21 protein-coding genes are annotated in these 26,660 nt (G+C 36.0%); 10 read left to right on the top strand and 11 right to left on the bottom strand.

Features of this window, described 5'->3' with window-relative positions; all coding sequences use genetic code 11:
- The first annotated feature begins 83 nt into the window (after window positions 1–83).
- The 3 genes from TY15_RS18900 to TY15_RS18890 all read left to right on the top strand — a co-directional run bounded on the left by TY15_RS18900 (window position 84) and on the right by TY15_RS18890 (window position 4,860).
- Window positions 84–1,139, top strand: coding sequence for a hypothetical protein (locus TY15_RS18900; protein ID WP_142305373.1), 1,056 nt, complete (start codon window positions 84–86; stop codon window positions 1,137–1,139).
- On the top strand, window positions 1,123–2,682 hold the full coding sequence (locus TY15_RS18895) for a recombinase family protein (RefSeq protein ID WP_040206366.1): 1,560 nt from the start codon (window positions 1,123–1,125) through the stop codon (window positions 2,680–2,682). Before TY15_RS18900 ends, TY15_RS18895 begins: the two co-directional genes overlap by 17 nt.
- Window positions 2,683–3,213: 531 nt before the next feature.
- Window positions 3,214–4,860 (top strand): DNA cytosine methyltransferase, encoded by a 1,647-nt coding sequence (locus TY15_RS18890; protein ID WP_040206365.1) that lies wholly within the window; start codon window positions 3,214–3,216, stop codon window positions 4,858–4,860.
- Between the two features lie 2 nt (window positions 4,861–4,862).
- Here TY15_RS18890 and TY15_RS18885 read toward each other — a convergent pair whose 3' ends face one another.
- Genes TY15_RS18885 through TY15_RS18870 form a run of 4 tightly spaced genes read right to left on the bottom strand, consistent with a single transcriptional unit; the run spans window position 4,863 to window position 11,923 of the window.
- A complete protein-coding gene (locus TY15_RS18885) occupies window positions 4,863–6,629 on the bottom strand; it encodes an AIPR family protein (protein ID WP_052353838.1) in 1,767 nt (588 codons plus the stop codon).
- Window positions 6,626–7,654 (bottom strand): PD-(D/E)XK motif protein, encoded by a 1,029-nt coding sequence (locus tag TY15_RS18880; protein ID WP_040206362.1) that lies wholly within the window; start codon window positions 7,652–7,654, stop codon window positions 6,626–6,628. Before TY15_RS18880 ends, TY15_RS18885 begins: the two co-directional genes overlap by 4 nt.
- Window positions 7,636–10,446 carry a Z1 domain-containing protein gene (locus TY15_RS18875; RefSeq protein ID WP_042375152.1) on the bottom strand — a complete coding sequence of 937 codons (2,811 nt, stop codon included), beginning with the start codon at window positions 10,444–10,446 and terminating at the stop codon, window positions 7,636–7,638. Before TY15_RS18875 ends, TY15_RS18880 begins: the two co-directional genes overlap by 19 nt.
- Window positions 10,439–11,923 (bottom strand): ATP-binding protein, encoded by a 1,485-nt coding sequence (locus tag TY15_RS18870; protein WP_052353837.1) that lies wholly within the window; start codon window positions 11,921–11,923, stop codon window positions 10,439–10,441. The genes TY15_RS18875 and TY15_RS18870 overlap by 8 nt, the downstream gene beginning before the upstream one ends.
- Before the next feature lie 526 nt (window positions 11,924–12,449).
- On the opposite strand from TY15_RS18870, the gene TY15_RS18865 reads away from it, so the two are divergent.
- The 5 genes from TY15_RS18865 (at window position 12,450) to TY15_RS18855 (ending at window position 15,157) form a co-directional block, all read left to right on the top strand.
- On the top strand, window positions 12,450–12,890 hold the full coding sequence (locus TY15_RS18865) for a recombinase family protein (RefSeq protein WP_040206360.1): 441 nt from the start codon (window positions 12,450–12,452) through the stop codon (window positions 12,888–12,890).
- 121 nt (window positions 12,891–13,011) lie between these two features.
- On the top strand, window positions 13,012–13,185 hold the full coding sequence (locus tag TY15_RS24425; RefSeq protein WP_157042272.1) for a hypothetical protein: 174 nt from the start codon (window positions 13,012–13,014) through the stop codon (window positions 13,183–13,185).
- Window positions 13,166–13,516: a recombinase family protein gene (locus TY15_RS18860; protein ID WP_040206359.1), complete on the top strand. Its 351-nt coding sequence runs from the start codon at window positions 13,166–13,168 to the stop codon at window positions 13,514–13,516. The genes TY15_RS24425 and TY15_RS18860 overlap by 20 nt, the downstream gene beginning before the upstream one ends.
- The gene (locus tag TY15_RS24740) at window positions 13,509–13,679 is read left to right on the top strand and encodes a hypothetical protein (protein ID WP_179301772.1); all 171 of its coding nucleotides are present in this window, start codon (window positions 13,509–13,511) and stop codon (window positions 13,677–13,679) included. Before TY15_RS18860 ends, TY15_RS24740 begins: the two co-directional genes overlap by 8 nt.
- Complete coding sequence (locus TY15_RS18855; protein ID WP_040206356.1) at window positions 13,676–15,157, top strand: recombinase family protein; 1,482 nt, start codon at window positions 13,676–13,678, stop codon at window positions 15,155–15,157. Before TY15_RS24740 ends, TY15_RS18855 begins: the two co-directional genes overlap by 4 nt.
- A gap of 15 nt (window positions 15,158–15,172) precedes the next feature.
- On the opposite strand, the gene rlmD is transcribed toward TY15_RS18855, so the two are convergent.
- The 7 genes from rlmD to cax all read right to left on the bottom strand — a co-directional run bounded on the left by rlmD (window position 15,173) and on the right by cax (window position 23,154).
- Window positions 15,173–16,570: a 23S rRNA (uracil(1939)-C(5))-methyltransferase RlmD gene (gene rlmD, locus TY15_RS18850; RefSeq protein ID WP_040206355.1), complete on the bottom strand. Its 1,398-nt coding sequence runs from the start codon at window positions 16,568–16,570 to the stop codon at window positions 15,173–15,175.
- 100 nt (window positions 16,571–16,670) lie between these two features.
- On the bottom strand, window positions 16,671–17,435 hold the full coding sequence (gene pdaA / locus TY15_RS18845; protein WP_040206353.1) for a delta-lactam-biosynthetic de-N-acetylase: 765 nt from the start codon (window positions 17,433–17,435) through the stop codon (window positions 16,671–16,673).
- Window positions 17,432–18,463, bottom strand: coding sequence for a nuclease-related domain-containing protein (locus TY15_RS18840; RefSeq protein WP_052353836.1), 1,032 nt, complete (start codon window positions 18,461–18,463; stop codon window positions 17,432–17,434). Before TY15_RS18840 ends, pdaA begins: the two co-directional genes overlap by 4 nt.
- Before the next feature lie 284 nt (window positions 18,464–18,747).
- On the bottom strand, window positions 18,748–20,292 hold the full coding sequence (locus tag TY15_RS18835; RefSeq protein WP_040206351.1) for a fumarate hydratase: 1,545 nt from the start codon (window positions 20,290–20,292) through the stop codon (window positions 18,748–18,750).
- A gap of 194 nt (window positions 20,293–20,486) precedes the next feature.
- Complete coding sequence (locus tag TY15_RS18830; protein WP_040206350.1) at window positions 20,487–20,693, bottom strand: SE1561 family protein; 207 nt, start codon at window positions 20,691–20,693, stop codon at window positions 20,487–20,489.
- A 132-nt stretch (window positions 20,694–20,825) separates the two neighbouring features.
- Entirely contained in the window at window positions 20,826–21,596 is a 771-nt protein-coding gene (locus TY15_RS18825) for a YfkD famly protein (protein ID WP_392391443.1), read from the bottom strand.
- Between the two features lie 499 nt (window positions 21,597–22,095).
- Window positions 22,096–23,154 (bottom strand): calcium/proton exchanger, encoded by a 1,059-nt coding sequence (cax, locus tag TY15_RS18820; RefSeq protein ID WP_040206345.1) that lies wholly within the window; start codon window positions 23,152–23,154, stop codon window positions 22,096–22,098.
- A gap of 199 nt (window positions 23,155–23,353) precedes the next feature.
- Between cax and TY15_RS18815 the strand changes: the two genes are divergently transcribed.
- Window positions 23,354–24,529, top strand: a complete 1,176-nt coding sequence (locus tag TY15_RS18815; RefSeq protein ID WP_040206343.1) for an MFS transporter — start codon at window positions 23,354–23,356, stop codon at window positions 24,527–24,529.
- Between the two features lie 206 nt (window positions 24,530–24,735).
- Window positions 24,736–26,652 (top strand): heavy metal translocating P-type ATPase, encoded by a 1,917-nt coding sequence (locus TY15_RS18810; RefSeq protein ID WP_040206341.1) that lies wholly within the window; start codon window positions 24,736–24,738, stop codon window positions 26,650–26,652.
- Window positions 26,653–26,660 lie beyond the last annotated feature (8 nt).

The following is a 26,660-nucleotide window of genomic DNA, read 5'->3' as shown; positions in this document are numbered from 1 at the left end:
CGATTAATATGCAGGTATGAATAATTCAGGTTGAGGTTATCTTTACAGCTTCAGATGCGCCATCATTTTCAAGAGATCTATTTTTGGAGACATGGTACGGCTTGTCGGCTCAATTTGAAGGAAGAAGAATTTCTACTCGTCTATCTGATGCTAGAAAAAGAAATCCACCATCCATGATTGGATTCAAAAAGAAGGTAATAAAACAGGAAAATGGTCAGACGCAACGTTTTTATACACCTGATCCTGATAAAAAGGATGAGTTAATTAATTTGTTTACCGAATTTGCAAATGTAGAAAGTCGGGATCAAATATTTAACATTCTTATGAAATATAAAGCATTACTTGATAGAAAAGAATTTAGATTGCTTGATATCCTTCGTACCCCCTTTCTTACCGCTCACTATGAAGGGACAGATGGAGCATATCATAAACTATCCAATGTTGAGCCTATTATCCCACTTGAACTTTTTAAAAAAGTTCAAACCAAGCTTGACGAATTTGAACATGGCATTAATCATGGTATTTCATTATCGTATAAAACAGCCATTAAGACCCCAATCTGCGGGAAATGCCAAAAAGAGTTAAAGTTCAAAAAGGGCCAAATTGGAGAAACGGGAATTTACTACTGCTCAAAACACAAGAAATACAGTATTAGCGTTATAGACCTTCATGAAATAATTATAGAATCTCTTAAATTGGAGCTATGTAAAATTAAAGTTGAGTCTATTCAAAAAATTACTCAAAATGCCATCACCAAACAAATCAAGTATTTTCAAAAAGACTTGGTCGAAAATTACTCGCAACTTGAATCCTTTTGCATCAAATTTTCTCAGCAACACAAACCAACTGATGATTCTAGATCTGTAAATAAGGCGATGAATAAAATTCATAATTTTAAAGATAGATTAGCTTCAAGTGAAACTCAACTATCTTCCCTTCAGAATCTGAAAGAGGAAGTGAATGCCCTCTATAGGTTTGTCACTTTTATGCTAACTCGTCTTACGGAACAAGAACACTTCGAATTAGCTGATTTATTAATTGCTGGTATTGGAGTTCATGCTGACTATATAGTAATTCACTATTATTTTAATGATTTCTTTGAGGAAGGGGATGTACGAAAAAATGTCCCCGTTAAGTGAAAATAAACTAAAAAATGCTATCGGTATTGCCAGAAGGTCGGACATTAAACAGCAGCATAATGCTTCTATCGAAACACAATCAGAAGAAATTCAATTACGAGCAACACGTGAAGGCTATAACATTGTTGAAATATTTATTGATGATGCAAATAGTGCCTATCATAAAGTTGTAACAAGAAGAAAGGCCATGAACGATTTATTAGAAGCCGCCCTTTCAGCAGACTTAAATATCGAGGCAATATTTTTCTATGAAGAATCACGTGTTTCAAGACAATTTTATGATTTTACCTTATTCATTCATGATGTTATTAAAAAGGAAAAACCTTATATGAGGTTTTTCTCCACCTGTACTTTCGGAGAATGGGACCCTTATAAAGTCGAGTCTATAATAAAATTTGCAACTGCTGCCAGCGAATCTGCAACTAAATCACGACGAGCAAAGGATGGGCAAAAAAATGCTCTAGCTAAAAAGGAACGTCCCGGATCCAATGTTCCATTTGGATATAAGCTTTCCTTCCCACATGTAGAAGGAACAGAAGATCATCCAAAAAACATTAAAGGTGAACAAGTTATTGACCGTGATACTGCAAGAATTGTCTTATTTATCTTTTACCTTGCTTCATGGGGTCATAGCCAACAAAGTATTGCCGATTTATTAAATAAATCTGGTATCTCATCTCCAAAAGGCATGGAATGGAGCAGTGGTACCATAGATTATATTTTAGATAATGACCATTATCTTGGCCATTTACCTTGGAATATTCGGGTAAGCCGTAATACTAGTAGAAAAAAGCAACGCGGTGAGTATAATCTTATTTTTCATCATCATGAGCCAATCATTAATGTTCGCTTATGGAATTTAACTCATCAAACCATTGAACTCCATAAACGGAATGGTAAGAACAACAGCTCTTCCTTCTTCCTAAGAGGGCTTCTTTGTTGCCAAAAATGTAATGAGGTTTTGATTCCCAAAAATGAAACTCCACAGTATTCTAAACGAACCTATTTAGTATATCGATGTCCTTCTTGTAAAAATAAGCTAGTAATGGAGGATATTCATGATGCGATTCTAAAAGAACTATCTTCCAAATGGTATGTAATGTTAGCAAACATGGAGCATAATATTGTGAAACTAATTTCTAAAAGAAAATCAAAGATTGAACAACATCGCAATTCAATTAAAGAACAGTTACAGGTGATCGCCTTTAAGGAAGATTTCTTGGTTAATTCTCCTGAAAAGGTTACTCAAAATAGTGACTGGGACTTTATATTATCAATTAGTAAAACCAAATTAAATAAAGAACTATCTAAAGCAAATACATTTATTGAACATATCAATTTATTAGAAGGAGGTCAAAACTCAAACAAGTTGTTCTCATTATTAAAGCTAAATAATCTGAAAGACGCAGAAATTCGAACACTACTGTTAACATTATTTAAAAGAATTAATGTTGACTTTGAGAAGGGCAAGCTGCTTTATGTAGATTATAAGTTAGCTCCTTTTGCTGAAATAGATCATTATTTTGAAACCATCAATCAATAGATTTGCCACTATTAATTACGCTTAGCTTTTATGCTAGGCGTAAATTTTTTAAGCAACATCGTACTTGGTATGTTACCGAATACCTAGCGGAACCTCTTGGGATGTTACCGAATGAACCACTCTCTGTAAATCAACTGAACATATCCAAATTGGCCAAAACCCTTGATATCAAGCATATTCAGAGGTTCCAATTCTGCAACTTAACCAGAACAGGATACTGTTCATATCATCTTACCGAATAGATTATTATCATTCTTGACAGGTTACCGAAAAGTTAAACACAATAAATAAGGATTTTAAAAATTCTATTCAAAAAAATGTAAGGGTGGTTTAGCAATCAGCCGGTTAATTGAGCAGTTTTTTAGGTAATCAGGACTTTCTCATATTCTCCACTATCATCAATTTTCATTTTCCTTTAGCCCTATCTGCTAAAAATATATTTACTAAATACATATTTTGTGGCTGCACAAATCAACAAATTTGATTTATAATTATATAATATGGTCATTATTAAATTTGAAGGTGGAGTAAATGGAAAAATATAAAGTTTTAGACTTATTTGCCGGAGCTGGAGGATTAAGTCTTGGATTTAGCCAAACTGGTAGGTTTGAAACTGTAATGGCTGTAGAAATCAATGAAAATGCAGCTAAAACATATACTCAAAACCATAAAATTGAAGTTAATACCCAAGATATTAGAAGTATAAATTTTAAGGATTACAAAAAATACCCTAAACTTAAAGACGTCTCCTTAATAATTGGCGGTCCCCCTTGTCAAGGTTTTTCGAATGCAAACCGTCAAAAGAGCGAGTTGTTTTCTAATAATAATCTTTTAGTTAAAGAATTTGTAAGAGCAATAAAAGAAGTCCAGCCAATTGCATTTGTAATGGAAAATGTTAAAACTATTAGTTCAGATAAACACAAATTCTTCGTAACCAATGGTGAACTAGAAGAAATAGCTTCAATTGGTATTCAAATTAAAGAGGAAGATCTCTTTATTGGCAATTCGGATTTTCTTAATGAACAGCTTATAGACTTATATAATGGAAAAAAAATTTCATGTTCGTTTGCAGATACCAACTTGATCGCTAAACTCAAATCTCTTGTTAGATATGCGAATAAACACAAAAGTGTTAAAGGCTTTATTGATAAAAATTCCAGTTTCTTTAATCGTTATATTCCAAATTGGAATCAACATTTTAACACTTACGAATTCGAAGAACTAAGAGATCTTATAAATAATTTTAAATTTGTTCTTGAATCTGATACAAACAAAGAAGACTGTTCTTCAACCTTACTAGCTCAAGCAAAACAAATTATAGAAATACACAATATTACCTTAATTTTCAAAGAAATTGTTGAGAAAAAAATTGAATGTTCCACTGCATTTACTAAGAAGGATAAAGGAATTTTTGTTAAGGGTTATACCTTTACCGTTATCGATTATTTACTAAAAACTTTTGAGTCCCTTGGTTATCTATTAGATTATGAAGTATTAAATTCTGCTCATTTTGGGGTTCCTCAAGAAAGAAATCGATATTTTATTATTGGTCATAAGGATTCGCAACCCTCACTTCCCACTTCAATTTTATCTGGGAAAGAGTTTTTTAATATTGGACACGCTATTGAAGATCTTGAAGAACTCCAGCCTAGTTTTAATGCAACAGTTAATTCAAAAATTAAAAAGACCAAAATGTTAGATCATCCATTAAATAAATATCTTAACGCAAATATTGAGTTACTATCTAATCATGTAGTTACACAATCAACAAAAACCGCTCTTAAAAGATTTGAAAGTCTTACTCCCGGTCAAAATTTTCATGATTTAGATGATTCATTGAAATCTACTTACACTGATACTAAAAGAACTCAAAATACAATCTATAAACGATTAGATTATAAAGATGTTTGTAATACCGTTGTAAATGTACGAAAATCAATGTGGATACATCCTATTAAAAATAGAGCGATTAGTATCAGAGAGGCAGCTAGATTGCAATCATTCCCTGATGACTATATTCTTATCGGTACAAAAGACTCCCAATATCAACAGATAGGAAATGCAGTTCCACCACTACTGGGCAGAGCAGTAGCAGAGCAGTTACTGTCTAGTCTTAATGATAAGCCACAAAGATCGTTAATGCAGCTATTCAATAAACAAAAAGAAACAGTTCACTAAAATTAATGAACTGTTTCTTTTATATGTTTCTCTATGTTAGTGTATTGCTCATCAACAAATCTTTCCCAACATTCTTTTCTCTTACACCATTGAGTTACATTAGTCCCAGCTATAGGAGGGTTGGTAATATGGTTCCAAGTATATGAGGCAATGAGTCTCAAGTTATTTTGAAGCTCAAAACTGATACTTTGTTGTTCCCATATTTTTAGAAAATTCAACTTCTCTTTATAAATATAAGATAACATTGAGATAGTATATGTTATTACATTTGCTTTGTAACCGGGAAGATCTAACTCTTTAATTATCTTGTCGCAGGTATTAAATAGAATCCCTTTCGCCACTGTTTCTTTAAAGAATACTGAATCTACATCAATACCTTTTTCCTCTAAGAGACTGATAAAAGCTTCGAAGTTTGTCTCTCCACCCTTACTAACAATGTGAGGACATTGGTTCCACGACATATAATATTTAGCAATATTCGTTTTACTCAGTACCTTATTTTTGGGATTTTCTTTTTGAAAAGCTTTCTTTTTGGCTGGTGTAGTTTGTCTATTCACTTCTACTAGATATTGTCCCCTTGCCCTCTCAAAAAACCATTTAGAGCTTGATTTAGTACCATCACTTGACGGAATCCATGTAGTTCTCGAAATAGTTTCTAAATGTATTAAGCTAGGATGATTTGCTTTTAAATCTGACATTGAGATTTTATTTTGTGTGTTTGCATATTCAGAAATCTTCGCTGTCATATTATTCATTCCAATATCCGATTGCACTACTGTTAACTTTACCTGAACAAAGACATTTGATAAATCAATGCCTTCTTTTAGTGCATGAAAAACTGAAGCAGTTGTTTGACCACCGTTAACGATTTGCCATCCTTTAAACTCTTTAACTTTAAAAAGGTTAGAACCTTCAGAGGCTACTTCTAATATCGCACCTTCTGCAACGGTTGAAATACCGTTATTATAGGCCACAAACATTTCCTTATTTTTTCTAAGAGTGTCTCTTATTCCTCTATTAACATTTCCTCTTGCTTGTAAGAAAGACCGCACATTTCTTTCAATAAGGCGTTGTCCCCACACTTCATAAGACATCGCCAACAAATCGGCCGGTATAAAACCCATATAACAATCGAAATGAACATTTTCATTGTTTGGAACTTTTATTAGCTCAAAAGTTTTTCCAAATTGTATTTCAAAATTGATTTCAATATTATCTAGGCCTTGAGTTTCATTGATCAACTGGTAGAGTCTTTCAATATCCCAAATTTGATATTTAACTTTCAGTCCCTTTATTTCTGGGAGTATAATTCTTTCATTCGCCTTATATAAATTGTTTGTAAGCATGAAAAACTCAACAGATTTGATTGATTTACCATGTTGCTCAAAAATAAACTGAGCTAGTGGGTAATCTTCTGCTGTTTCTTCCATTTCATTTTTCATACCTGATATAGATTTAGAGTAATACTTAACAACTCTTCTCAGAGTTTTTTCAACATTAGCCTTACTAATGGTTTTGCCAAATTTGTACCTATCATATTCTGCTATAAAAATACTTAAAGTCTCTTGTTCCTCATTAAAAGAATAAGCATTAACTTTCAACCCTTGACCAGACTTTTGACCAAAACTCAGCTCTATATCTGTAATAATTCCATTTTCCGAAAGATATTCTCCTATCTTTTCTACAAATACCTGCTCTGAATTTGAAGCATTATCATATTGACTATCTATCTCTTCAATAAATGTAGCAATAAAATCTTCTAGTTTCATTGAATGACTTCCTTTACCTTATAAAGAACTTGTTCTTCCTGAATTTGAAATGAATTACAACTATCTAATGAGAGCTGATATTTAACATTTAAGATACCTAAAGGTAGAATGCTTTTTGTGATTCTAGGAAACTCGTCTTCAACTGTAAAATAGAAGGTATCTTTGACGATAAATTTTATTAATTTTTCCTTATTTAAGTTCGGTTCAATAATGCCACAAGTAAATAACTTATTATTAAATTCATGTAATACATCAGGATAATCATTGAGTAAAAGCCTAATATCATTAATCGTATCTAATATTGTAACACCTAATCTATTAGACTTTTCAAGCATAATACAATAAAGATATAACTCTAGCTCTTGAGGTGTATCTAATTGGTCCTCAGCACTAATTGTTACCCTATATGGTTTTCCAGCACTTGATGTTTTTATTTCAATCCCAACATTACCAATCTGAAAATCAACTTTTTCCTTATCTACACCATACCAAGATGAAATTATTCTTCTTGGGCTACTTGTGGATTTTAACGCTTGATAGATGAATGTAAGTTCACCTAACAGCCCCTGTTGTTGCTGTTCTGACATTCCAGTTGTACTATTCTTGGAAAAAAATGCCTGCCACTTAAATAAAACTTTTTTTAATCTAGATTGAAGTTGGTTTAGATTAATTGAATCAATAATGAATTCTAATATATCTCCAACAAGGTATTCAAAAATTTCATTAGCAATCAAATCCTGCTGTTCAAAAACTAAGAACCAACCATCCCTGTTTGTAAGTGGATTAAACATCTTTTTTTGATATATATTGATACCCTTCCAAGTCGGAAATTTATCAACAGTATCCTTTTCTATTATTCTGGTTAATCCTAAGAGAAGAAGCCTCTTATGTTCCGGGTTTATTGCAAGGAAAATAGATGTAAAGCCAAGATCTTTAATGATTCTTGCCTTTAACTGCGATTCTAGCAATACACCTACTGAAACACTATTATCTATCTCATTATATGTTAATCCAATTCGTTCCAATATTCTTCATCCTCAGCAAGTGAACTATTTACTACATAGTCAACCTCAGTATTTTCACTATTACTTTCAGGGAAAGATATTGCGAAACCAAATGGTTTATTCCCTTGAGTAAATGTGTATTTGTCAAGTGGTTCATGACGTAAAGGGTACAGGATTAGCAAACCATTTTTAGGATTACGTATGGATCTTGCCTTTTTGGAAGCAGCCTTTTTGTTTCGGTTACCTTTTTCTAGATCAAGAATCTCTTGAGCATTCTTGTATTGCTGACCATTATAGTCATAAAATTCATGGCCTGCAGAAGTTAGAGTCTTTATTGATGTAAAGTCTATTCTCCCCTTTGTTTCTATCCCTGTACGCCTAATACCCTCTCCTATTTTTAAATGAGCAAACTCAGTTTTATCTTCACCAACATTAATTAGAACAACCGTCCAATTTAAAAGTTCATGTTCCTCTGCTCTCTTTTCTATATATTTAGACAAGCTTTTGCTGTTTGCTCTAGACGCAGATGATACGGTTTGATATTCTTCTAAAAAATTTACTATCTGTTCATACCCTACACGTTCCCAGTAATAGTGATTATTTTTCCCCGAGTTCACCCTTAAATCTGGGGAATATCTCTTTGTATACTTATCTTGAATACTTGATACAAGCCTTGATACTGCATCGAAATTTTTCTTATGAAAGTCACTATTGTTTATAGGAAACACGGTTGTCTGGATCAATTCATTGCTATAGTCCACTTTTATTTGTTTGGCCGAACGCATTTTCAGGGTACTTGTAATATACATATCTGGATGAGACAGTACCTTTAGTAAGAATTCATTTGGCGTTGCTTTTATCTCTGCCATATAATCTAATTGACCTCTAAGTTCCTCTGTTGCGGATGCGATGTGCTGGAACCAAGAGATAATTTCTCCTGTTGTATAAATTCTGCAAACATCCATGTAATTCTGTCTATATCCAAACCATCTTCCCATCTGCATAAGGGTATCGTACATTTTGCTAGCTCGTAAATAATAACTGACCGTCAATCCTTCTAAAGTTAAACCTCTTGATAACTTGTCTCCACCAATTGCAATAACGTTTAAACCAGTTTCTTTGTAATCGTTATATTCTAAGGAATCTTTACTATTACCGTTAATCTCTTTTATCTTAATAGAGTTAATAGTTGCATTCAACTCTTGTTCCGCCATTTCCCAAGTAATGCTATTCTCTAGATTACTATCGAAATGATTTGGGAATTCCCCCCTTATTTCCGCTAACTTTTCAGAATTATATTCAGAATCAAAAAATGATTTTATTCCTAAATAATGAGGGCCTAATTTATTGCTATGTTTAACATCATTTTTTATCTCTCTTATCTCTTCTACAACTAAATCTTTTACTCTCTTTTGAACATCTTTAAACCTTGTTGTATGGATTAACATTGAGTTATGAACATTAATTTGGCCTCTTAATTTTCTAATAGTAGTTGCAATTATAAATGCATATATACTCTCTACTAATGAAGTGGGTAGAATACAAGGTTCATGATCTTTTTTATGTTTAAACGGTAGAAATTCTTCATGATAATCTATCTCTTTTATTAATGGTGGATTAGAAGATACTTCATCCTCCGAATCCAATAAGAAAAATTCTGATGGGCCAACATAATTCGAAGGTTTCGGTAGGTTAATAATAAAATCTTTAGGAAATAAATCTTCACCATGTTGATTGGTTGAACCATATTGGTTAATAAAGATATTTGCAAAGGGAGTCGCAGTATAACCAACATATGCTCTTTGTTCAAAGGTATTATATATATCTCTAATATACATATTAATCTTAGATGGGTCATAGTCAGGTATCAAATCACCATTCTCATCATAGATGTCTGCAGTATTTACGGATGCCTGATCCGCTTCATCGTCTATCATAAGAAACGGTATATTCGGTACTGTCTTAAACGAAGCATTAGGATCACTCAGTCTGGCTAAGGGACTTGTAGTTCTAAAATACTTTAAAATACTTTTTAATACACTTACATTTTTTTTAACAACCAATAAAAGTGGTTGAACCTTTGGTTGTATATTAACTTTTGCTTTGCTTGCAGTGAAATCTCCTTTTTGATCCCTAGTAGTTAAGGAGAATACTTCAAAGAAATTCTCTCCGAAGAGCTTACCTACACCAATAGCGTTCATTTGGTTTTCTAATGCATCCTTTAGCTTATCTTTACTAGTTTCATAGCCTAGCACTTCTTCGTCTAATCTCATTTGCGTTTGTGATCTTAAATCATTGTGCATACCAGCAAGAACAATAATTAATTTAAATCCTGCATCAAATGCTTTATTTATTACAGCCGTATAGTTTGCTGTTTTACCAGATTGAACATAACCAACAACTATTCCTCTTCTATCATATTTTCTACCTTCCACAGATGGATCTTCTAGAAGTTCTATGATAGATTCACTAGTATCGTCAAGTGAATTCACGACATTGGGGGACCACATTTTTTCCGACAAAAGATACTTTTTATACCTATTCCAGTATTTAAATTTAATCGAATGCTTCTTTGCTGGCAGCCAAGGTATATGTTCACTATCATCGTGATTTAACAATATGCTTTTATGTGTCATTGTTATATTGAGGCTTTTTATTAAATCCTCATTTAATTTAATCTTCTCATCTTCTGATAACTCAAACACAACACTAGCCCGTTCGATAGCTTTAACAATTTCATCAATGAGGTTTATGTCATCCATATTAAGTTTTTCTAGGATTCTTAGTGCTGTATCTCTAGCATCATTATACATAATGGCCTCCTATAATCTCATAAACGATACTTTTTAATTCTTCTTTGGAATGAAAACTAAAGCTGTTGTAGTTAGCCAATTGTTCTATAATTTCATCCAAGCTATAGTTATTCTCTCTAAAAATATCAATTAGCATTTTAATTTTATTTTTCTGTTCAGGAGTTATTTCCTCTACTCTAGTTGCTGCTGGTTGATTTACATTAAATGAAACTAGATTTGCAGGACAGTATTCCTCAACATGAAATAAATAAAACTTTAATTTTGCTGCAAAATCTTCATTAGACTCAAAAAGGTCTTTTAAATAGCTATTATTTCTATTTAAACGAAAATAAGAATTAGTTTTTGTTGAAACTTGCTCCCATATATAATCATTTATCATGTTATTTTCGGGAGATTTACTGACACTTCTTTGGTAAAAAACCTCATGAGATTTTTTCCTTGTCTTTTCACCGATTTTTCTAAGTATACTTATTAATTCCTGTGGGGGTTTTGCATTTGATTTTTTTATATCAATCTGCCAATTAAAATCTGACTTATTTGTTATATCTAATTTAACTCGTGCTAACTTAGATGATTCTTCACGACCAAAAAGATGTAGCCAGCTTCCAGCTACTAATAATCTCTTATTTCTATAAATATAAAATCCTTGTTGTTCTAACCATCCTTTAGGTCCTGCTGCTTTTTCATATTCTATTTGTGTTAGCTTAGTATGGTGTGGAAGGATGTACGGTTGAATCATAACTATATCGTCTTTAACCAGTACTGATTCAGGAGGTAATTCCTGAGTGGCGATTTCTTTGCTTGAGAAAGGGTCCCATGGTGAGATATTATTACCATTTAAGTATATTTGTATTTTATTTGCCCCTTCTAGAAATCTATGAAAAACCATAGCTAAGTGGTCTTCCACCATGCTGATTTTATTAAAGAACTTTTGGACCTTTTTGGATGTGTATGGTTCTTCAACAACCCTATCCAAGTTTTCAATTAACACAACAGTCCCTGTTGGATTTTCTATAGAACCTAAAATCTCAGATGACTGTGTATCAAATGGTTGTTTTAATAGGTTCCATTTATTCGTATCTGCAATATAATCTAAATCCCAACAACGTGTAAAGTGCTGTTCGTTCTTTTTTGTTAGGACTGTTAGGCGTTTTCCCAATGAAAATGAAGCAGTCTTTAAGCCCATTCCAAATCGACCTAAAAGGCCTTGCTTCCTTTCATCATTGGGATTAGCTGATCCAACCTTCATTGCGATAATCAAATCGTTTTCACCCATACCAAAACCATTATCTTCTATACGAACATAACTCTTATCCTCATCCCATACCATGTCAATTTTTATAACAGAAGCCTTCGCATCAATACTATTATCCAATATATCTGCAATTGCAGTTTCTAAACTATATCCTATTGCTCGTAATGAATTAATTAAAGGAGCCGCATCAGGTAATACAATCTCACTATCAAAAGTATGCAAGTTTTATATCCTCCTAGCCTCAAAAAACAACTTGGTAATTTCTAAGCTCAATATTCCACTAACCCGTTTTTTATAATCGATAATAATTTTTGACGTTCCAATCTATCCTTTAGAGATGTAATTCTCAATCCAAATATAGTTCAATAATAACATATCAATAAAAAGCAAAAGGATTACAAATCCTTCCTTATGCCTAATTTACACCTAATTATACCATCTATGTTAAGTCGAAATTTATAAATAAATATAAAAAAAGACTTAAAACGGAAAACAACCGAAAGTATACTATTTCAGATCAACCGGAGAATTTGAAAACTTCCTTATAAGGGAGTTCTGATCTAAAAAATAGATTTAGAAGCATATTTTTTAGAAAAGACTTCGAATATGAAAATACGAAGATACAATGAATTCCGGTTAACCAAATTACAAACAAAATAACAAGAAAAGGGGATAGAACAGCAGTAAATAGTATTTTATATGTCAAATCAAAACAAATAATTAAAATCAAAAGGAGAAATTCAAATATATGAAATGTGCAATTTATATCCGGACAGCAAGTAAAAACAATACAGATTATCATTTGATAACACAATCTGAGAGACTCAAACGATTTATCTCAGATCGTAATTGGCAGTTATACAATTCTTATATTGATACTGGTTCAGTTCCAAATAAGTCTAAGAATCTACAAGCAATGGTGAATGATGCCCAAAATAATAAATTTGATATTATTCTTTTAACTGATCCATCAAGATTATTTAGAAATCCTGAACTATCAGCTAAATTGAAGGAACTTTGTGAAGTTGGTGCAATTCAAATTACGACGTTAGATGGTGCCATCAATACTCTGCAAGGAAATGTAGATAAAATTAGTCTTTACGCTTGGATTATAGAACAAGAGTCCACAAAGCTTAGCCAAAGAATTAAATACAGCAAAAAGAAACACTTATTAGAAAAGCAAAGATAAAACTAAAATTCCAATATTGTAACCCAATAACAAGCGAAAACCGCAGAGGTTACTTAGCCACTAATCATTAGAGGGCTATGCAATTTACTGCGGTTTTTTTATTTGAAAGGAGCATTCATCAATGCAAACAAATAAATTTAAAAAAGGCTTGCTATATATCCGAATGAATTCTGCCACAGTCAAATATCTAAAAATAACAGAAGGAATATTATCAGAATTCCTAAATGATTATCGTAAAAATTATGTATCTAAAATGAACTTCAAAGGAGATTACTATGGAAAATCAAGAAATTAGAGCAGCTATTTATTGCCGCACAACTGCAAATAATTATATAAATTTATACGACCAACAACAAAAACTAAAGAAATATACCAATAAAATGGGGATTACTCAAATTGAAATTTTCCAAGATATGGTCAACTCACAATCTATTAAGAACCGTCCAGCATTAAACCAATTATTACAACTAACTAACGAAAAACAATTCGATGTGGTCATTATTGATTCATTATCACGTATCTCTCGGTATGTAAAAGAATGCGAAAACATTTGTAACGAGCTTTATAAAAATAATGTCACATTAATCGTCCACAGCTTAATTAGTGGAGGGTCACATTATGAGTAAGAAAACACTTTCAGTAGAACGAATCTTCACAGATCCTAAGCTGGCATTTGCTCAAGTCATCAAAGCCATCATTGATAATAAAATCGAGGAACTTGTCAATACTGCTAACAAGGTGAACACTGCTACATCTCAATCAAACGATAAGGAGCATGATGCTTCATGAGATGTGCAATCTATATTCGAGTTTCAACAGATAAAGAGGAACAAAAAGCCTCACTCAAATATCAGAAAGAACTGTTCTACAAATTTATTGAAGAAAAAGGATGGGACATCAACGAATTTTACGTAGATGTTCAATCCGGAACAACAGCAAAGAGAAAAAATCTTCAACGAATGATTGAAGACGCTCAAGAAAAAAAGTTCGATATCATCTTAGCAAAAGAGTTATCGCGCCTTGCTCGTAATGGTGAGTTATCATACAAAATCAAAAACCTTTGCGAGAACCAAGGTATTCACATTATTACACTAGATAATGCGATTAACACGCTAACTGGAAATACCAATATGTTTGGACTATATGCTTGGATGTATGAACAAGAGTCCCAAAACACAAGCAATCGTGTGAAAGAAACTTTAAAAACACGTGCAAAAAATGGCTTGTTTAAAGGCTCGAATCCTCCATATGGGTATGAGGTTAGCGAGGGGAAGCTATATATCCGTAATGATGAGACATCTGAAATTGTGAGACGAATTTTCCGGGAGTATCTTGAAGGAAGCGGTAGAGAAAGTATCGCTCGTCGTTTATACAATGAGGGAATTAGAACCCCTGCGGATGTAGCAGGCAAGATTAATGCGAGTGACAAGTGGAATGATTCCACAATCAAGCTAATCTTAACTAATCCTCATTACGTTGGAGATTTAGTTCAAGGGCGTACTACCACAGTGAGCGTCACAAGTAAAAAACGGAAGAAACAAGAGAAAGAGGATATGTATATCATTGAAAATACTCATGAAGCCATTATCTCAAGGGATATGTTTGAAGCGGTTGAAAATCTGATGAAGCAGCGGAAGAAATTCATCACAGCCCCGAAACTACATTTGTTTACAAACATCTTATTCTGTGCTGATTGCGGAAAAGGGTTGTGGTTTCGGAGTAATAGACAAGATGGTTATATTTGCGGAAGTTATGCTCGTCATGGTACAAAGTCCTGTAGCGCTCATACCATCAAAGAGAACTTTCTCAAAGAGACGATTTTGTATGATATCCGAAAGCTTGTTCAAGAAATTGATAAAGAACAATATTTGAAAGAGCTTGAAGCAAAGTCTAAGAAGTCAAAGAAGGACATACAGCAAAAGCTTGATAAATTCAATAAGCAAGTTGATGTGTTGAAGAATCGTAAGAAGAAATTCATCAAAATGCTGGCTGATGAAAAGATTAAACACGATGAGTATTTAGATATGGTTGAGGATAACAACACAGAATTGGCTCAGCTAGTCGAAAAGAAAAATGAACTGTTATTGATGCATGAAAGTGAACAAGTAATCGATAATATTGACAAGCTGAAACAAGAGCTTCTTCAATTTCTAAACTTTGATGAATTAACCTCTGAAATTTTACATCGCCTGATCAATCGGATTGATGTAAAAGAGGACGGCACACCAATAATTCATTACCGATTTGCCGCCCCAACATTTGAATAGAAGTAGGTTTTCCCCTTATCGGGAGCCTGCTTCATTTTTTAAAATCATCTGCGATACTACCTCAACGTGTGCTGTATGCGGGAACATATCAACCGGTTGAATATAGTTAACTTCATAATTATTACTTAAGGTTTGAATATCTTTTGCCAAAGTTGATGGGTTACATGAGACGTAAATGAGCTTTTTCGGTTCGACCTGCAAAATGGTTTGCAGCAATTGGTTGTCAAGCCCAGTTCTTGGTGGATCAACGACGATCACGTCTGGTTTCCAACCCTTTTTCACCCATTTCGGTAATACTTCCTCCGCTTTCCCTGGAACATATTTCGTATTGGTGAATCCGTGGCGCTTGGCATTCTTTTTCGCATCTTCAATTGATTCTGGAATGATGTCCATGCCACGCACCTCAGCAGCTTGGTCGGCAAGCCATAAACCAATTGTTCCAACACCACAATATGCATCAAGCACTTTTTCTTCACCCGTTAACTGAGCCGCATGCTTTACTTCGTTATATAACTTAATCGTTTGCACAGGATTTAACTGAAAGAAGGTCCGGGCTGACAGCTCGAATTGCAGGTCACCTAAAGTCTCTTGAATAAACTCCTCACCCGCGAGCGGCACGGTCTCCTCACCAAAAATCAACGATGTTTTTTGGCCATTAATATTTTGCATCACCGATTTTACATTCGGCAATCGTTTTTGAATCAGTTCAATAATGTGCTCTTTTTTCGGCAATTCTGTTTGTGCTGTAATCAAGACAATTTGTAGCTCACCGGTTTGAATACCGACACGCGTGACGATCGTCCGAACAATTCCTTTTCGTGATTTTTCATTATAAATCGGAATCTTTAAGTCCTCAAGAATTTGTTTAACCGTAGCAGTCGCTTCGTTCGTTTGCGCATGTTGGACCACACACTGGTCAATGTTAATGAGTTGATGGGAATTCAGACCGTACAATCCGGCCAATACCTTACCATCTTTCTGACCGACTTGAAAACTACTCTTATTGCGGTAGCTCCACGGGTCTTCCATCCCGATCGTCTCACGGATATCAAGTTTATCAATGGGCAATTTCGTATGACGCTCAAGTGACTGAATGATAATATCCCGTTTTTCTTTGAGCTGCTGATCATATTTCAGATGCTGAAGCTGGCAGCCCCCGCATTGATCATACACTGGACATAATGGAAGGACACGGTGCTCGGACTTCATTCGGATCTTTTTTATTTTTGCTTCGGCAAATTTAGGATTAATTTTGGTCGCCTCAACGACCACCTCTTCCCCTGGTAACGCACCTGGTACAAACACGACCTGCTTTTTAAAATAGCCGACGCCTTCGCCATTTATGCCGAGCCTTTTGATGGTTAGCGGAAAGGTTTGATGTAACTGTATTTTAATACCTTGTTCGGTTGTCATTTTGTTCACTCCAATTATTCATAACGCCTAAGTTCCGTTTTCGTATTATAGCATGATTTACAGATAAAAGCCGAATTCCTATTGAATTCGGCGTTCTTGACTACTTTTTCGGAAAATCATCCAGACTTTTAAATTTATAGCCTTTCTTTTTCAAATCTTGAATCGCCTTTTCAAGGGCATCAGCATTGTCTTTCGAGACGGAATGAAGCAATATCACACTCCCAGGATGAATTTGTCGCATGATGTTGTCATATGAATACTGCCAACCCTTCTGCGCATTGACATTCCAATCGACAAAGGCAAGCGACCAAAACACATGCGTGTATCCTTCCTCTTTCGCAATTTGTAATGTTCGTTCACTAAACACTCCACGAGGTGGACGTAAATACTTCATCTCTTTTTGCCCGGTAATTTCTTTTGTTCTCAGTTTGACCCGCTCCAACTCTTCACGAATTTTTGCGTCATTCACGGCGGTGAAATCTGGGTGACTCCAAGAGTGATTGCCAATAATATGTCCTTCTTTAACCATTTGTATTGCCAGCTCTGGCTGTGAATTTAAGAAATGCCCGGTCACAAAAAAGGTCGCAGGTACCTTTTCCTTTTTCAAGACCTCGAGGATTTTGGGTGTATAGCCATTTTCATACCCACTATCGAAGGTCATGTATAAGGTTTTTTCGTTTGGATCCCCTTTGTAAAAAGACCCGTATTTTACAAGGATCTGATCGTACTGTGCACCTGCTTCAGGCGGCTGTTCATTTACTGCTTTCTTGAAGCCCCAATGAATCGGCTGATTGGATATTGCCGCATATGTATTATGAGGAAATACTAACAACATCATGATCGCAATGCTGAACAATCGTTTCATCCATCTTCCCCCTTCATGTTTTTTTTAGTGTTTGTCTTATTTGGGAAAAGATAATTGGTGGATAAAGGCAATTCATCTGGTGGAAAATAGCGACGATCCTTTGTAGAACCTTTAAAGGAAAGGTTTAATTGGGATAATAAATAGGTGGTTGTTCGTGTGGATGGAAGGTGAAGGAACGTCCTTATTTCACTGTTAGTAAATGAGGGATTGATGAGTAAAAAATAATCGTTTATCGCTTCTAAATGAGCATCTTTGGACACATAGTGACAAATGGGACAAAGCCAATGTCTCCTTCCATAGGTCATTGTGGTCGACGAGCAATGGGGGCATGGAACGCCTGTAATAATTTCTAATTTTGCGATATCAAATTTTTTGAAGAGGTCGATGTTTTGTGGTGTGTGGTTCTTTAGCAAAAGCCTTTTAATTTTTTCAATGGATTTCTGATCAAGTAGATCACGATTATGATAACGATAAAATTTATCAATTTTTCTGAGCAAATCACTAACACGACAAACCTTTTTTTCCGCTTCCAAATAGCCTGGGCTGATCACTAATTCAGTTGATGATTTGCAGATCACCGCCAAAGAGTCAATTGGAATTTGTAGAATTTTATGTTTCTGAAGAAAGTAGGTCAACAAGAGGTTATGGCGATTCGCTTGTGAGATGGGGTTTTCATACACGCTTCTTTTGTCCGCATATTCCTGAATCATTTGATTTTTTTCGATCGTTAGTTTTCCAGAGTGGTTCTTACCATCAATCATGAGTATACCTTTTGGTGAAAGTAGAAGAGCATCAATTTGAAAATAGCCTTCTCCACAAGGAAGTCTTAAATCATGGAAAATGCAAAACCTCTTAGCCGGGATTTGACATAAATAATAGTGTATTTTACGCTCTCCGTTATATCCTGATCTTACATTTTTAATAAATGACTTAAGTTCTAACAAATTGGGGTGATTTTTTGGGGTCCTTTTCTCTAATACTTCCGCTTTAAGTAGATTTATTGGTATAACAAGTGGTTTTGCAAACAAAATTCTTTCCCCCCTTCATGATAATGAATACTTTTTCGCTATCTTAATGGTATTCTCCTATCTAATTTTATGAAGTTTTTATGAAATTCGTTTTATTAGCCAGGAATTCTACAAAAATGAAAGGGAATTCTACAAATTCAAAGGTTTATTTTACAAAAATGCTCGTTATTCTACAAAAACCAGCAGGAATTCTACAAAAATTGGAAGTTTATTCCCAAACAGACGAAATCCTGTCCTAAAAAAAGAGACAGACGCAAAATCCTTGCGTCTATCTCCCAAACCTTCTATTTAAAAACTGCTTCCTTAAACTGCGCTAATTTCTCCAAAGATGATTTATCAACATCAGCGTGTAAACTATTGCCGTGTGAATCCATCGTTACCACAGCGGTAAAGCCCTCAACGCGTAAGTGCCACATCGCTTCTGGAATCCCAAATTGCATCAAATCAACGCCTTCGACGCCCTTAATACAGTCCGCGTAATATTGCGCTGCACCACCAATGGCATTCAAATAAACGCCGCCATGCTCCTTCAAAGCAGCTAATGTTTTCGGACCCATGCCGCCTTTCCCAATCACAGCGCGGATCCCGAACTTCTTCATGATATCTCCTTGGTATGGCTCCTCACGAATACTCGTTGTCGGGCCAGCCGCCTTCACATGCCACTCGCCTTTTTCATCCTTCAGCATCACCGGGCCGCAATGGTAAATCACTTGGCCATTCAAGTCAACAGGAGCATCATGGTCACTTAAATATTTATGAATCGCGTCACGACCTGTATACATTAATCCGTTGATTTGAACGACATCGCCGACCTTTAACGAGCGGATTTTTTCTTCTGTAATCGGTGCTTCTAAGCTGATGACGTCTTCTGATGATGCAGCGGCTGTTTCCTTTTCAGCCTCTGTTTGCGCAAAATCGATAAATTCACCATCTTGGTATGCCCATTCGTGAATTTCACCTGTTTCCGCGTCCACACTTACTCCTAGACGACGGAAGGCCCAGCAGTTGTAAGCAACGGATACATAAAAGCTAGCCGGGATACGGTTCATTACACCCACTTTACAGCCTAAGAGTGTCGCCTCACCGCCAAAGCCCATTGTACCAATTCCTAATTTATTGGCATTTTCCATTACATACTCTTCTAGTTTGCGAAGATCCTCATTTGGATTCACATCTTCAACTGAGCGGAATAATTGCTCTTTCGCTAAGTCGTAGCCGGAAGAACGATCGCCGCCAATACCGACGCCGATAAAGCCAGCACTACAGCCCTGTCCTTGGGCCTGGTAAACGGAATGCATGATACATTTGCGGATACCATCAAGGTCACGACCGGCACGGCCTAGTCCCTCAAGCTCACATGGCAGGCTATACTGGATATTCTTATTCTCACAGCCGCCCCCTTTTAAAATCAGGCGAACATCAATGTAATCTTTTTCCCATTGCTCAAATTTAATAACAGGCACACCAGCACCAAGATTATCGCCACTATTTTCACCGGTTAGCGAGTCGACAGAGTTTGGTCGTAATTTCCCTTCTTTAGTGGCTAGGACAATGGCGTTTCGAATGGCTGCCTTTAATTCTAGTTGATTAACCCCAACCGGAGTTTTAATTTTAAAGGTTGGCAGGCCTGTATCCTGGCAAATCGGTGAAACGTGATCATCCGCCATTTTAATATTGTTTGTAATCGTTGCTAGGCTCATCGCTGCACTCGTGCCTGCATTTTCTTTTTCCTTTGCAGCTAAAACAGCACGGCGTACGTCCTTTGGTAGCTTTGTAGAAGTTTCCACGACAAGCTTGTACATGCTTTCTTGAAATTTTTCAATATTCAATTCGAGTACCCCTTTCCCGTTTTTCCCCAATGTCATCTATTTCAATTTTACAACTTTTTACACGCTTACATTATACTCCTATCCCCACTAGAATTAAAGAATTTGCTTATGCCTGATAAGAAAGTTATATCGTCCTATCGACCAAGGAAAGAATAGGGAAAATAGTCATTTTTCCATAAAAAAGAGCCTGTACATTATACAGACTCACTAACTTCTTCTTCTTCACGATTATTAAATTCGCGGCATTTTGATTCCATGTCATCTAACATCGAAATTAAGCGATCAATATCTTCAAGATCCGCATCTGCTGGATCAATAGCATCAAGGACATCAATAAACATATTTAAGCGTTGCTTTAAAAAGCTTACCTGTGAATTTTTATCATGTGTCGGACTACCCATTTGGTTTCTCTCCTTTCCTACCCTGTTTTCATCCTACCGAAATTGTCGAACTTTGGCAATCGAATTACCATTATTGTACCCATTTAATTAAAAAGAAAGACCCTCTCACACTCGAGGAGTCTTTCTATCTAGTTAACGTGGTCGTTCTGATGCTGCAAACCCAAAGGATACATAATCCTGAACCGGAATCCAAGCGCCAATTCCTTGGGAAGTTACGTTTTTAATGACGATAAATTTCTTACTGCCTTTAAGCATTAAATAGACTTCGCCATAGGTGACTTTCCCTTTTTCATTGACACCAGGTGCATAGGCATATAGATATCCTAAGCGATTAACAGGAATATTGTAAACATGATCATTCTTCGTACCAGCGCCGATAATTGTTTCAAATGAAAGAGGAAGACGCGTTTTTTCCATTGCCTTTAACAACATCATCTTTTTCACATCTTCGGCATTGGCGATCTTTGAGGTTAACCCGCCCCTGATAATTTTTTGTGCTTCTTGAACATATTTAATTTGATAGGGCACTTTTCCACCGCGGTTATCAAAGTAATTCGTGTTGATTTTCTGATACTCCCAGTTCGGTGAGGTCTCCGATGACTCGTAATTCAAAGGCCATTGGCCAAGGTAGATAATCGCACGATACCCCAAAGCAAAGGGGGTGCTATTGATACTAGACTCATTGAGCATCCGAATCAAATCAGGATTCTCAATTTTTTCCTTTGAAGAGTTAATTAATTTTTTTGTCAGTTCACTTGGCTTTAATAACGGTAAGTCCTGCGTCGAATTGGGATACGTATTTTCCTTCGTAATATTTCGAACAGAAGGTGGAACTTGGTATTTTACAGATTCCTTTTTCACTACTGGTTTTTGAGCAAATGCGGATGGAATAAAGGTTAACATTAAGAGCAGTGTTATAAGCAAAGAAATATTCTTCTTCACGTGGTGAACTCCTTTCACTAGAAACATTAATCAGTCTGCTAGTAGTGTTTTCGGAGTTCACAAATATTATCCATTCAAGCGAAAAATTTCAATTCCTTTTGCCTCTTCTTTAATAAACAAAAATAATAATCAGATTATTTACAAAATTCAAATTAACTAGTATAATAAGCTTAACCTTTCAACGAAGGAGGGCAGTAATCAATCGGTTAATCATTTATTTTTTAAGGAGGTTGGGATTCCCGTCTTATATGAAAATTCAACACTCGTGTTTTCTTCAGCTTTTAACTAAACATGAAGGTTGGTGATTGATGATCCCAATGTAGCGATTGATTTTTACCCCATATAGTATGTTGTTACAACATAGTACAGCATTTAGGATTTACCCCGTACATTAAAAGTGAAATAATAATAAAAGACTCCGCACCATTACATGGTGTGGAGTCTTTTCCGTTTATGTTCTTTATAATAAATAAAAGCCAATCCCCATAATTAGATAAGCTGCCAACAAGGTTAGTCCTTCAAACCAGTTGGATTCACCATCATTCGAAATCACTACCATCAGAAGAACAGAGGCAACCATCGCAATTAGTTCCTGCCAGCTAAATAATAGCGGCATAGACTGATCAAAGAAAAGCGAAATCAACACAAGAACGGGTAAGACGAACATCGCAACTTGTAACGTAGAGCCAATCGCTATTTCAACGGCAACATCCATCTTATTTTTAAAGGCCATCACAATCGCGGATGCATGCTCTGCCGCGTTTCCTACGATCGCCACGATAATAACCCCAATAAATAATTCAGACCAACCAAAAGACTCGCCTACATATTCAAAGGTATGAACAAGATGCTCTGAAATATAGGCAACAGCAATCGTTGCGATGAGAAGAACGGCAATGGCTTTCCCTTTCCCCCATTCTGGAACTTCCTCCTCATGTACTTCTTTCGGTGCACCAGATTGATACACCCCACGATGAGTGACGAGTTTAAAAAATAAAGCAGCTAGATATAGGACGATCAAAATAACCGATATTCCAATACTTAACGAAAGAGTTTTCGTCTCATTCATATCGATTGAAAATACTTCTGGAATTACAAAAGCAATAATGACAGCGAACATCAGTAGCCCCGAATTATGCCTTGCATCAAACACATTAAATTCCTGACGCTTAAATTTTATGCCTCCAATAAAAAATGAGAGCCCAGCGACAAGCAGGAGATTTCCGAGTACTGAACCGGTCAACGATGCGAGTACCACGCCGACAAGGCCTGCTTTTAATGCAAATATAGAGATAATAAGTTCAACGGCGTTTCCAAAAGTGGCATTCAATAAACCGCCAATCCGTGGCCCCGCTACAATCGCTAGACTTTCGGTTGCCCTTCCCATATAACTTGCTAAGGCAATAATGGTTAAACAGTACAAGATAAATAAGATAATATTTGACCAATGCATCAGTGATCCAATCACGGATAATGGAACACCAATAAAAGTCATCAACATAAATATTTTATTAGTCACCGCAATCCCTCCATAATCTATTTTTCATCACAGTATTTTTTCTAGTATTAATTTCTTTTCCACCCGCACCTTAATTTACCTAAAAATGCAATAAATGTCTAGGTCATCTTTCGCTTGCAAATAAGTAATTTTCTCGTTACCATCATTTAGGAACTATTAAAAATATTTGCAAAACCGAACAAGGATTGGTGAACGGTGTATGAAAAAGAACCATTTTCGCTTCTGGATATTAGTTAGTATTGTGGCTATTTCAGGGTTTTCTCAAGGCATGCTTCTTCCACTTATAGCGGTTATTTTTGAAAAAAGTGGTGTTTCTTCTTCTTTAAATGGTCTCAACGCTACTGCCCTTTATATTGGAATCCTCTTAGTGTCTCCATTTATGGAGGTTCCGTTAAGAAAATATGGGTATAAACCCGTGATTATCTTTGGTACAGGCATTGTCGTCATCTCACTAGCTTTATTTCCTTTATGGAAGACATTTTGGTTTTGGTTTGCCCTCCGTCTCCTCATTGGGATTGGCGATCATTCCTTGCATTTTGCGACCCAAACCTGGATTACATCCTTCTCACCTGCAAACAAGCGCGGACGAAATATCTCATTATACGGACTGTTTTTTGGGATTGGATTTGCTACTGGTCCGTTGATGACACCGTTAGTTAATATCAATGAATCCCTGCCCTTTTTCATATCATCCCTTCTTTGTTTAATTGGTTGGGGTTTTGTCTTTTCTTTAAAAAATGAGTTTCCTGAACAAGAAGCAAGAGGCAATTCATTTCTTGCCACCATCAAACAGTTTAAAAGGGCATTAAAATATGGATGGATTGCCTTCTTACCTCCATTTTCATATGGCTTCTTGGAATCGTCCTTAAATGGGAGTTTCCCTGTTTATGCATTGAGGATGGATATAGAGGTTTCAAGCGTCTCCCTCGTTTTATCGGCATTCGCGATTGGCAGTATTCTTACTCAACTCCCCTTAGGGATGTTAAGTGACCAGTACGGCCGAAGAAACATCTTAATGACCGTGCTTTTCCTTGGCTTTCTAAGCTTTACAGCAGCAAGTTTTCTCGAACACTCCTTCATCGGCCTATTTATCGCTTTCCTTCTTTCAGGAATGGTCGTCGGTTCGACCTTTTCGCTCGGGATTAGCTATATGACTGATTTAGTCCCGAAGGAATTATTACCAACCGGGAATCTATTGTGTGGAATCTTTTTCAGCCTTGGCAGCCTAAGTGGGCCCATTATCGGTGGATTATTTATCAAAGTATTCATGAACGTAAGCTTTTTTTACATTATTAGTACGATGCTACTCACCATATCATTCATCCTCTTCTTTTTTGGTAAAAGGACGATCTTTCAGTTGAAACAACAAATATAAATTTTGGATCAAAATCATATCTTACAACATAAATTGTATGGTAAGATTAAAAAAACAAATACTTTTGAGGCCAAACTTCTGCTGTCATCCCCGGATGACAGCTTTCGTGTTTTTTAGGGGTACTGACTTTGATTATTTTTCTCAATTAGAAAAACGGAAAAGCATTAAAGGGGAAATTTTTTAGAAAGAAAAAAGGGGGCGAGAAAATGAGTTCGGAGGCAAAGCCTTTAGTCAAGGGGATACAAAAGGTTGGAGTTCTTGAAAAAATTAAGCCGCATGCTGAACTAGTTGCGGCGGGCCTAAGTGGCGTATTGATCGCAGCTGGCTGGCTTTTTGATCAATATGGGAATGGAGCAGATTCGATCATCGCCTATTTGTTGGCATTTGTGATTGGCGGTTTTGCCAAAGCCAAGGAAGGCATTGAGGCCACCTATGAAAATAAAGAACTAAATGTCGAAATGCTGATGATTTTTGCTGCAGTTGGTTCCGCCATCATTGGTTACTGGACAGAAGGGGCCGTGTTAATCTTCATCTTTGCCGTCAGTGGCGCATTAGAAACCTACACGATGAATAAAAGTAACAAAGAGATTTCCTCTTTAATGAAATTACAGCCAGAAGAAGCTCTACTACTCAAAAATGGCATAGAACAACGGGTGGCTGTTTCTGAATTACTTGCTGGAGATCATATTCTCATTAAACCAGGTGAGCGAATCCCATCGGATGGAATCATTACCAAAGGGCAAACCAATATCGATGAAGCAGCCATTACGGGCGAATCAATGCCTGTCTCCAAGGCTGACCATGCAGAGGTTTTTGCCGGAACCGTTAATATGACAGGTGCAATTACCGTTCAAGTAACAAAAACAAGCAAAGATACGCTTTTTCATAAAATCATCGAGCTCGTGCAATCTGCCCAAAGCGAAAAATCTCCTTCACAGCTCTTCATTGAGCGGTTTGAAGGAACGTATGTCAAGGTTGTTCTGCTCGTTGTGATTTCAATGTTTTTCTTACCATACTTTTTACTAGGTTGGAGCTGGCAGGAGTCATTTTATCGTGCAATGATTTTATTAGTCGTCGCTTCACCTTGTGCTCTTGTTGCTTCGATTATGCCGGCCACTTTATCAGCCATTTCAAATGGGGCCCGCCACGGTATATTGGTAAAAGGCGGAGTCCACCTTGAAAATTTAAGTCATTTAGAAGCGATTGCCTTTGATAAAACAGGCACACTTACCAAAGGAAAGCCCGAGATCACCGAAATTGTTGTCAAAGAGGGCCTGGAAAAGGAAAGCCTGATATGGAAAGCCGCTTCGATTGAAAGCCATTCAAACCACCCACTGGCACAGACCATTGTCAAATATGTGAAGCAACACATTAACAAGGATCTATTCCATCCTGATAGCTTAGAAGATGTCCCAGGCTGGGGCGTAAAAGCCGAATTAAATGGAGAACAGTGGAAAATAGGGAAAGCTTCCTTTGTCGGGAAGGAAAAAGCAGACATTTTTGCCAACGGAATGGCTAAAGAGCTTGCAATCCAGGGTAATACACTTGTATTCATTGAAATTAATGGTGAGTTAAGTGCGATGATTGCCATGAAAGATGTGGTCCGTGAAGAAACAAAGCTTGCCATCGACCATTTAAAGAAACAAGGAATTCGGACGATTATGCTTACGGGCGATAGTGAAAAAACAGCTCGTGCCATTGCTGCAGAAAGTCATGTCGATGAATATTTCGCAGAATGCCTCCCAGAAGAAAAAGTGGACCGCTTAAAACAACTGAAAGAAAAGTATAAAACGGTCGCTATGGTTGGAGATGGAATCAACGATGCGCCGGCATTGGCGACTGCCAATGTGGGTATTGCCATGGGAGAAGGCACAGATGTAGCCCTGGAAACAGCTGATATTGTGTTAATGAAAAATGATCTGCCGCGAATTTCCGAAGCGATCCGACTGTCACAACGAATGAATAAAATAATTAAACAAAATGTCATTTTCTCAATCACTGTAATTACATTGTTAATATCCTCTAACTTTTTTCAAATGTTGGATTTGCCCTTTGGAGTAATCGGCCATGAAGGTAGTACCATTTTAGTAATATTAAATAGCCTGCGTTTGTTAAGATCATAAGGTATGAT

The organism is Neobacillus jeddahensis, from assembly GCF_000612625.1.
GTDB classification, from domain to species: Bacteria; Bacillota; Bacilli; order Bacillales; family Cytobacillaceae; genus Neobacillus; species Neobacillus jeddahensis.
This window is presented reverse-complemented; position numbering and strand designations above follow the sequence as displayed.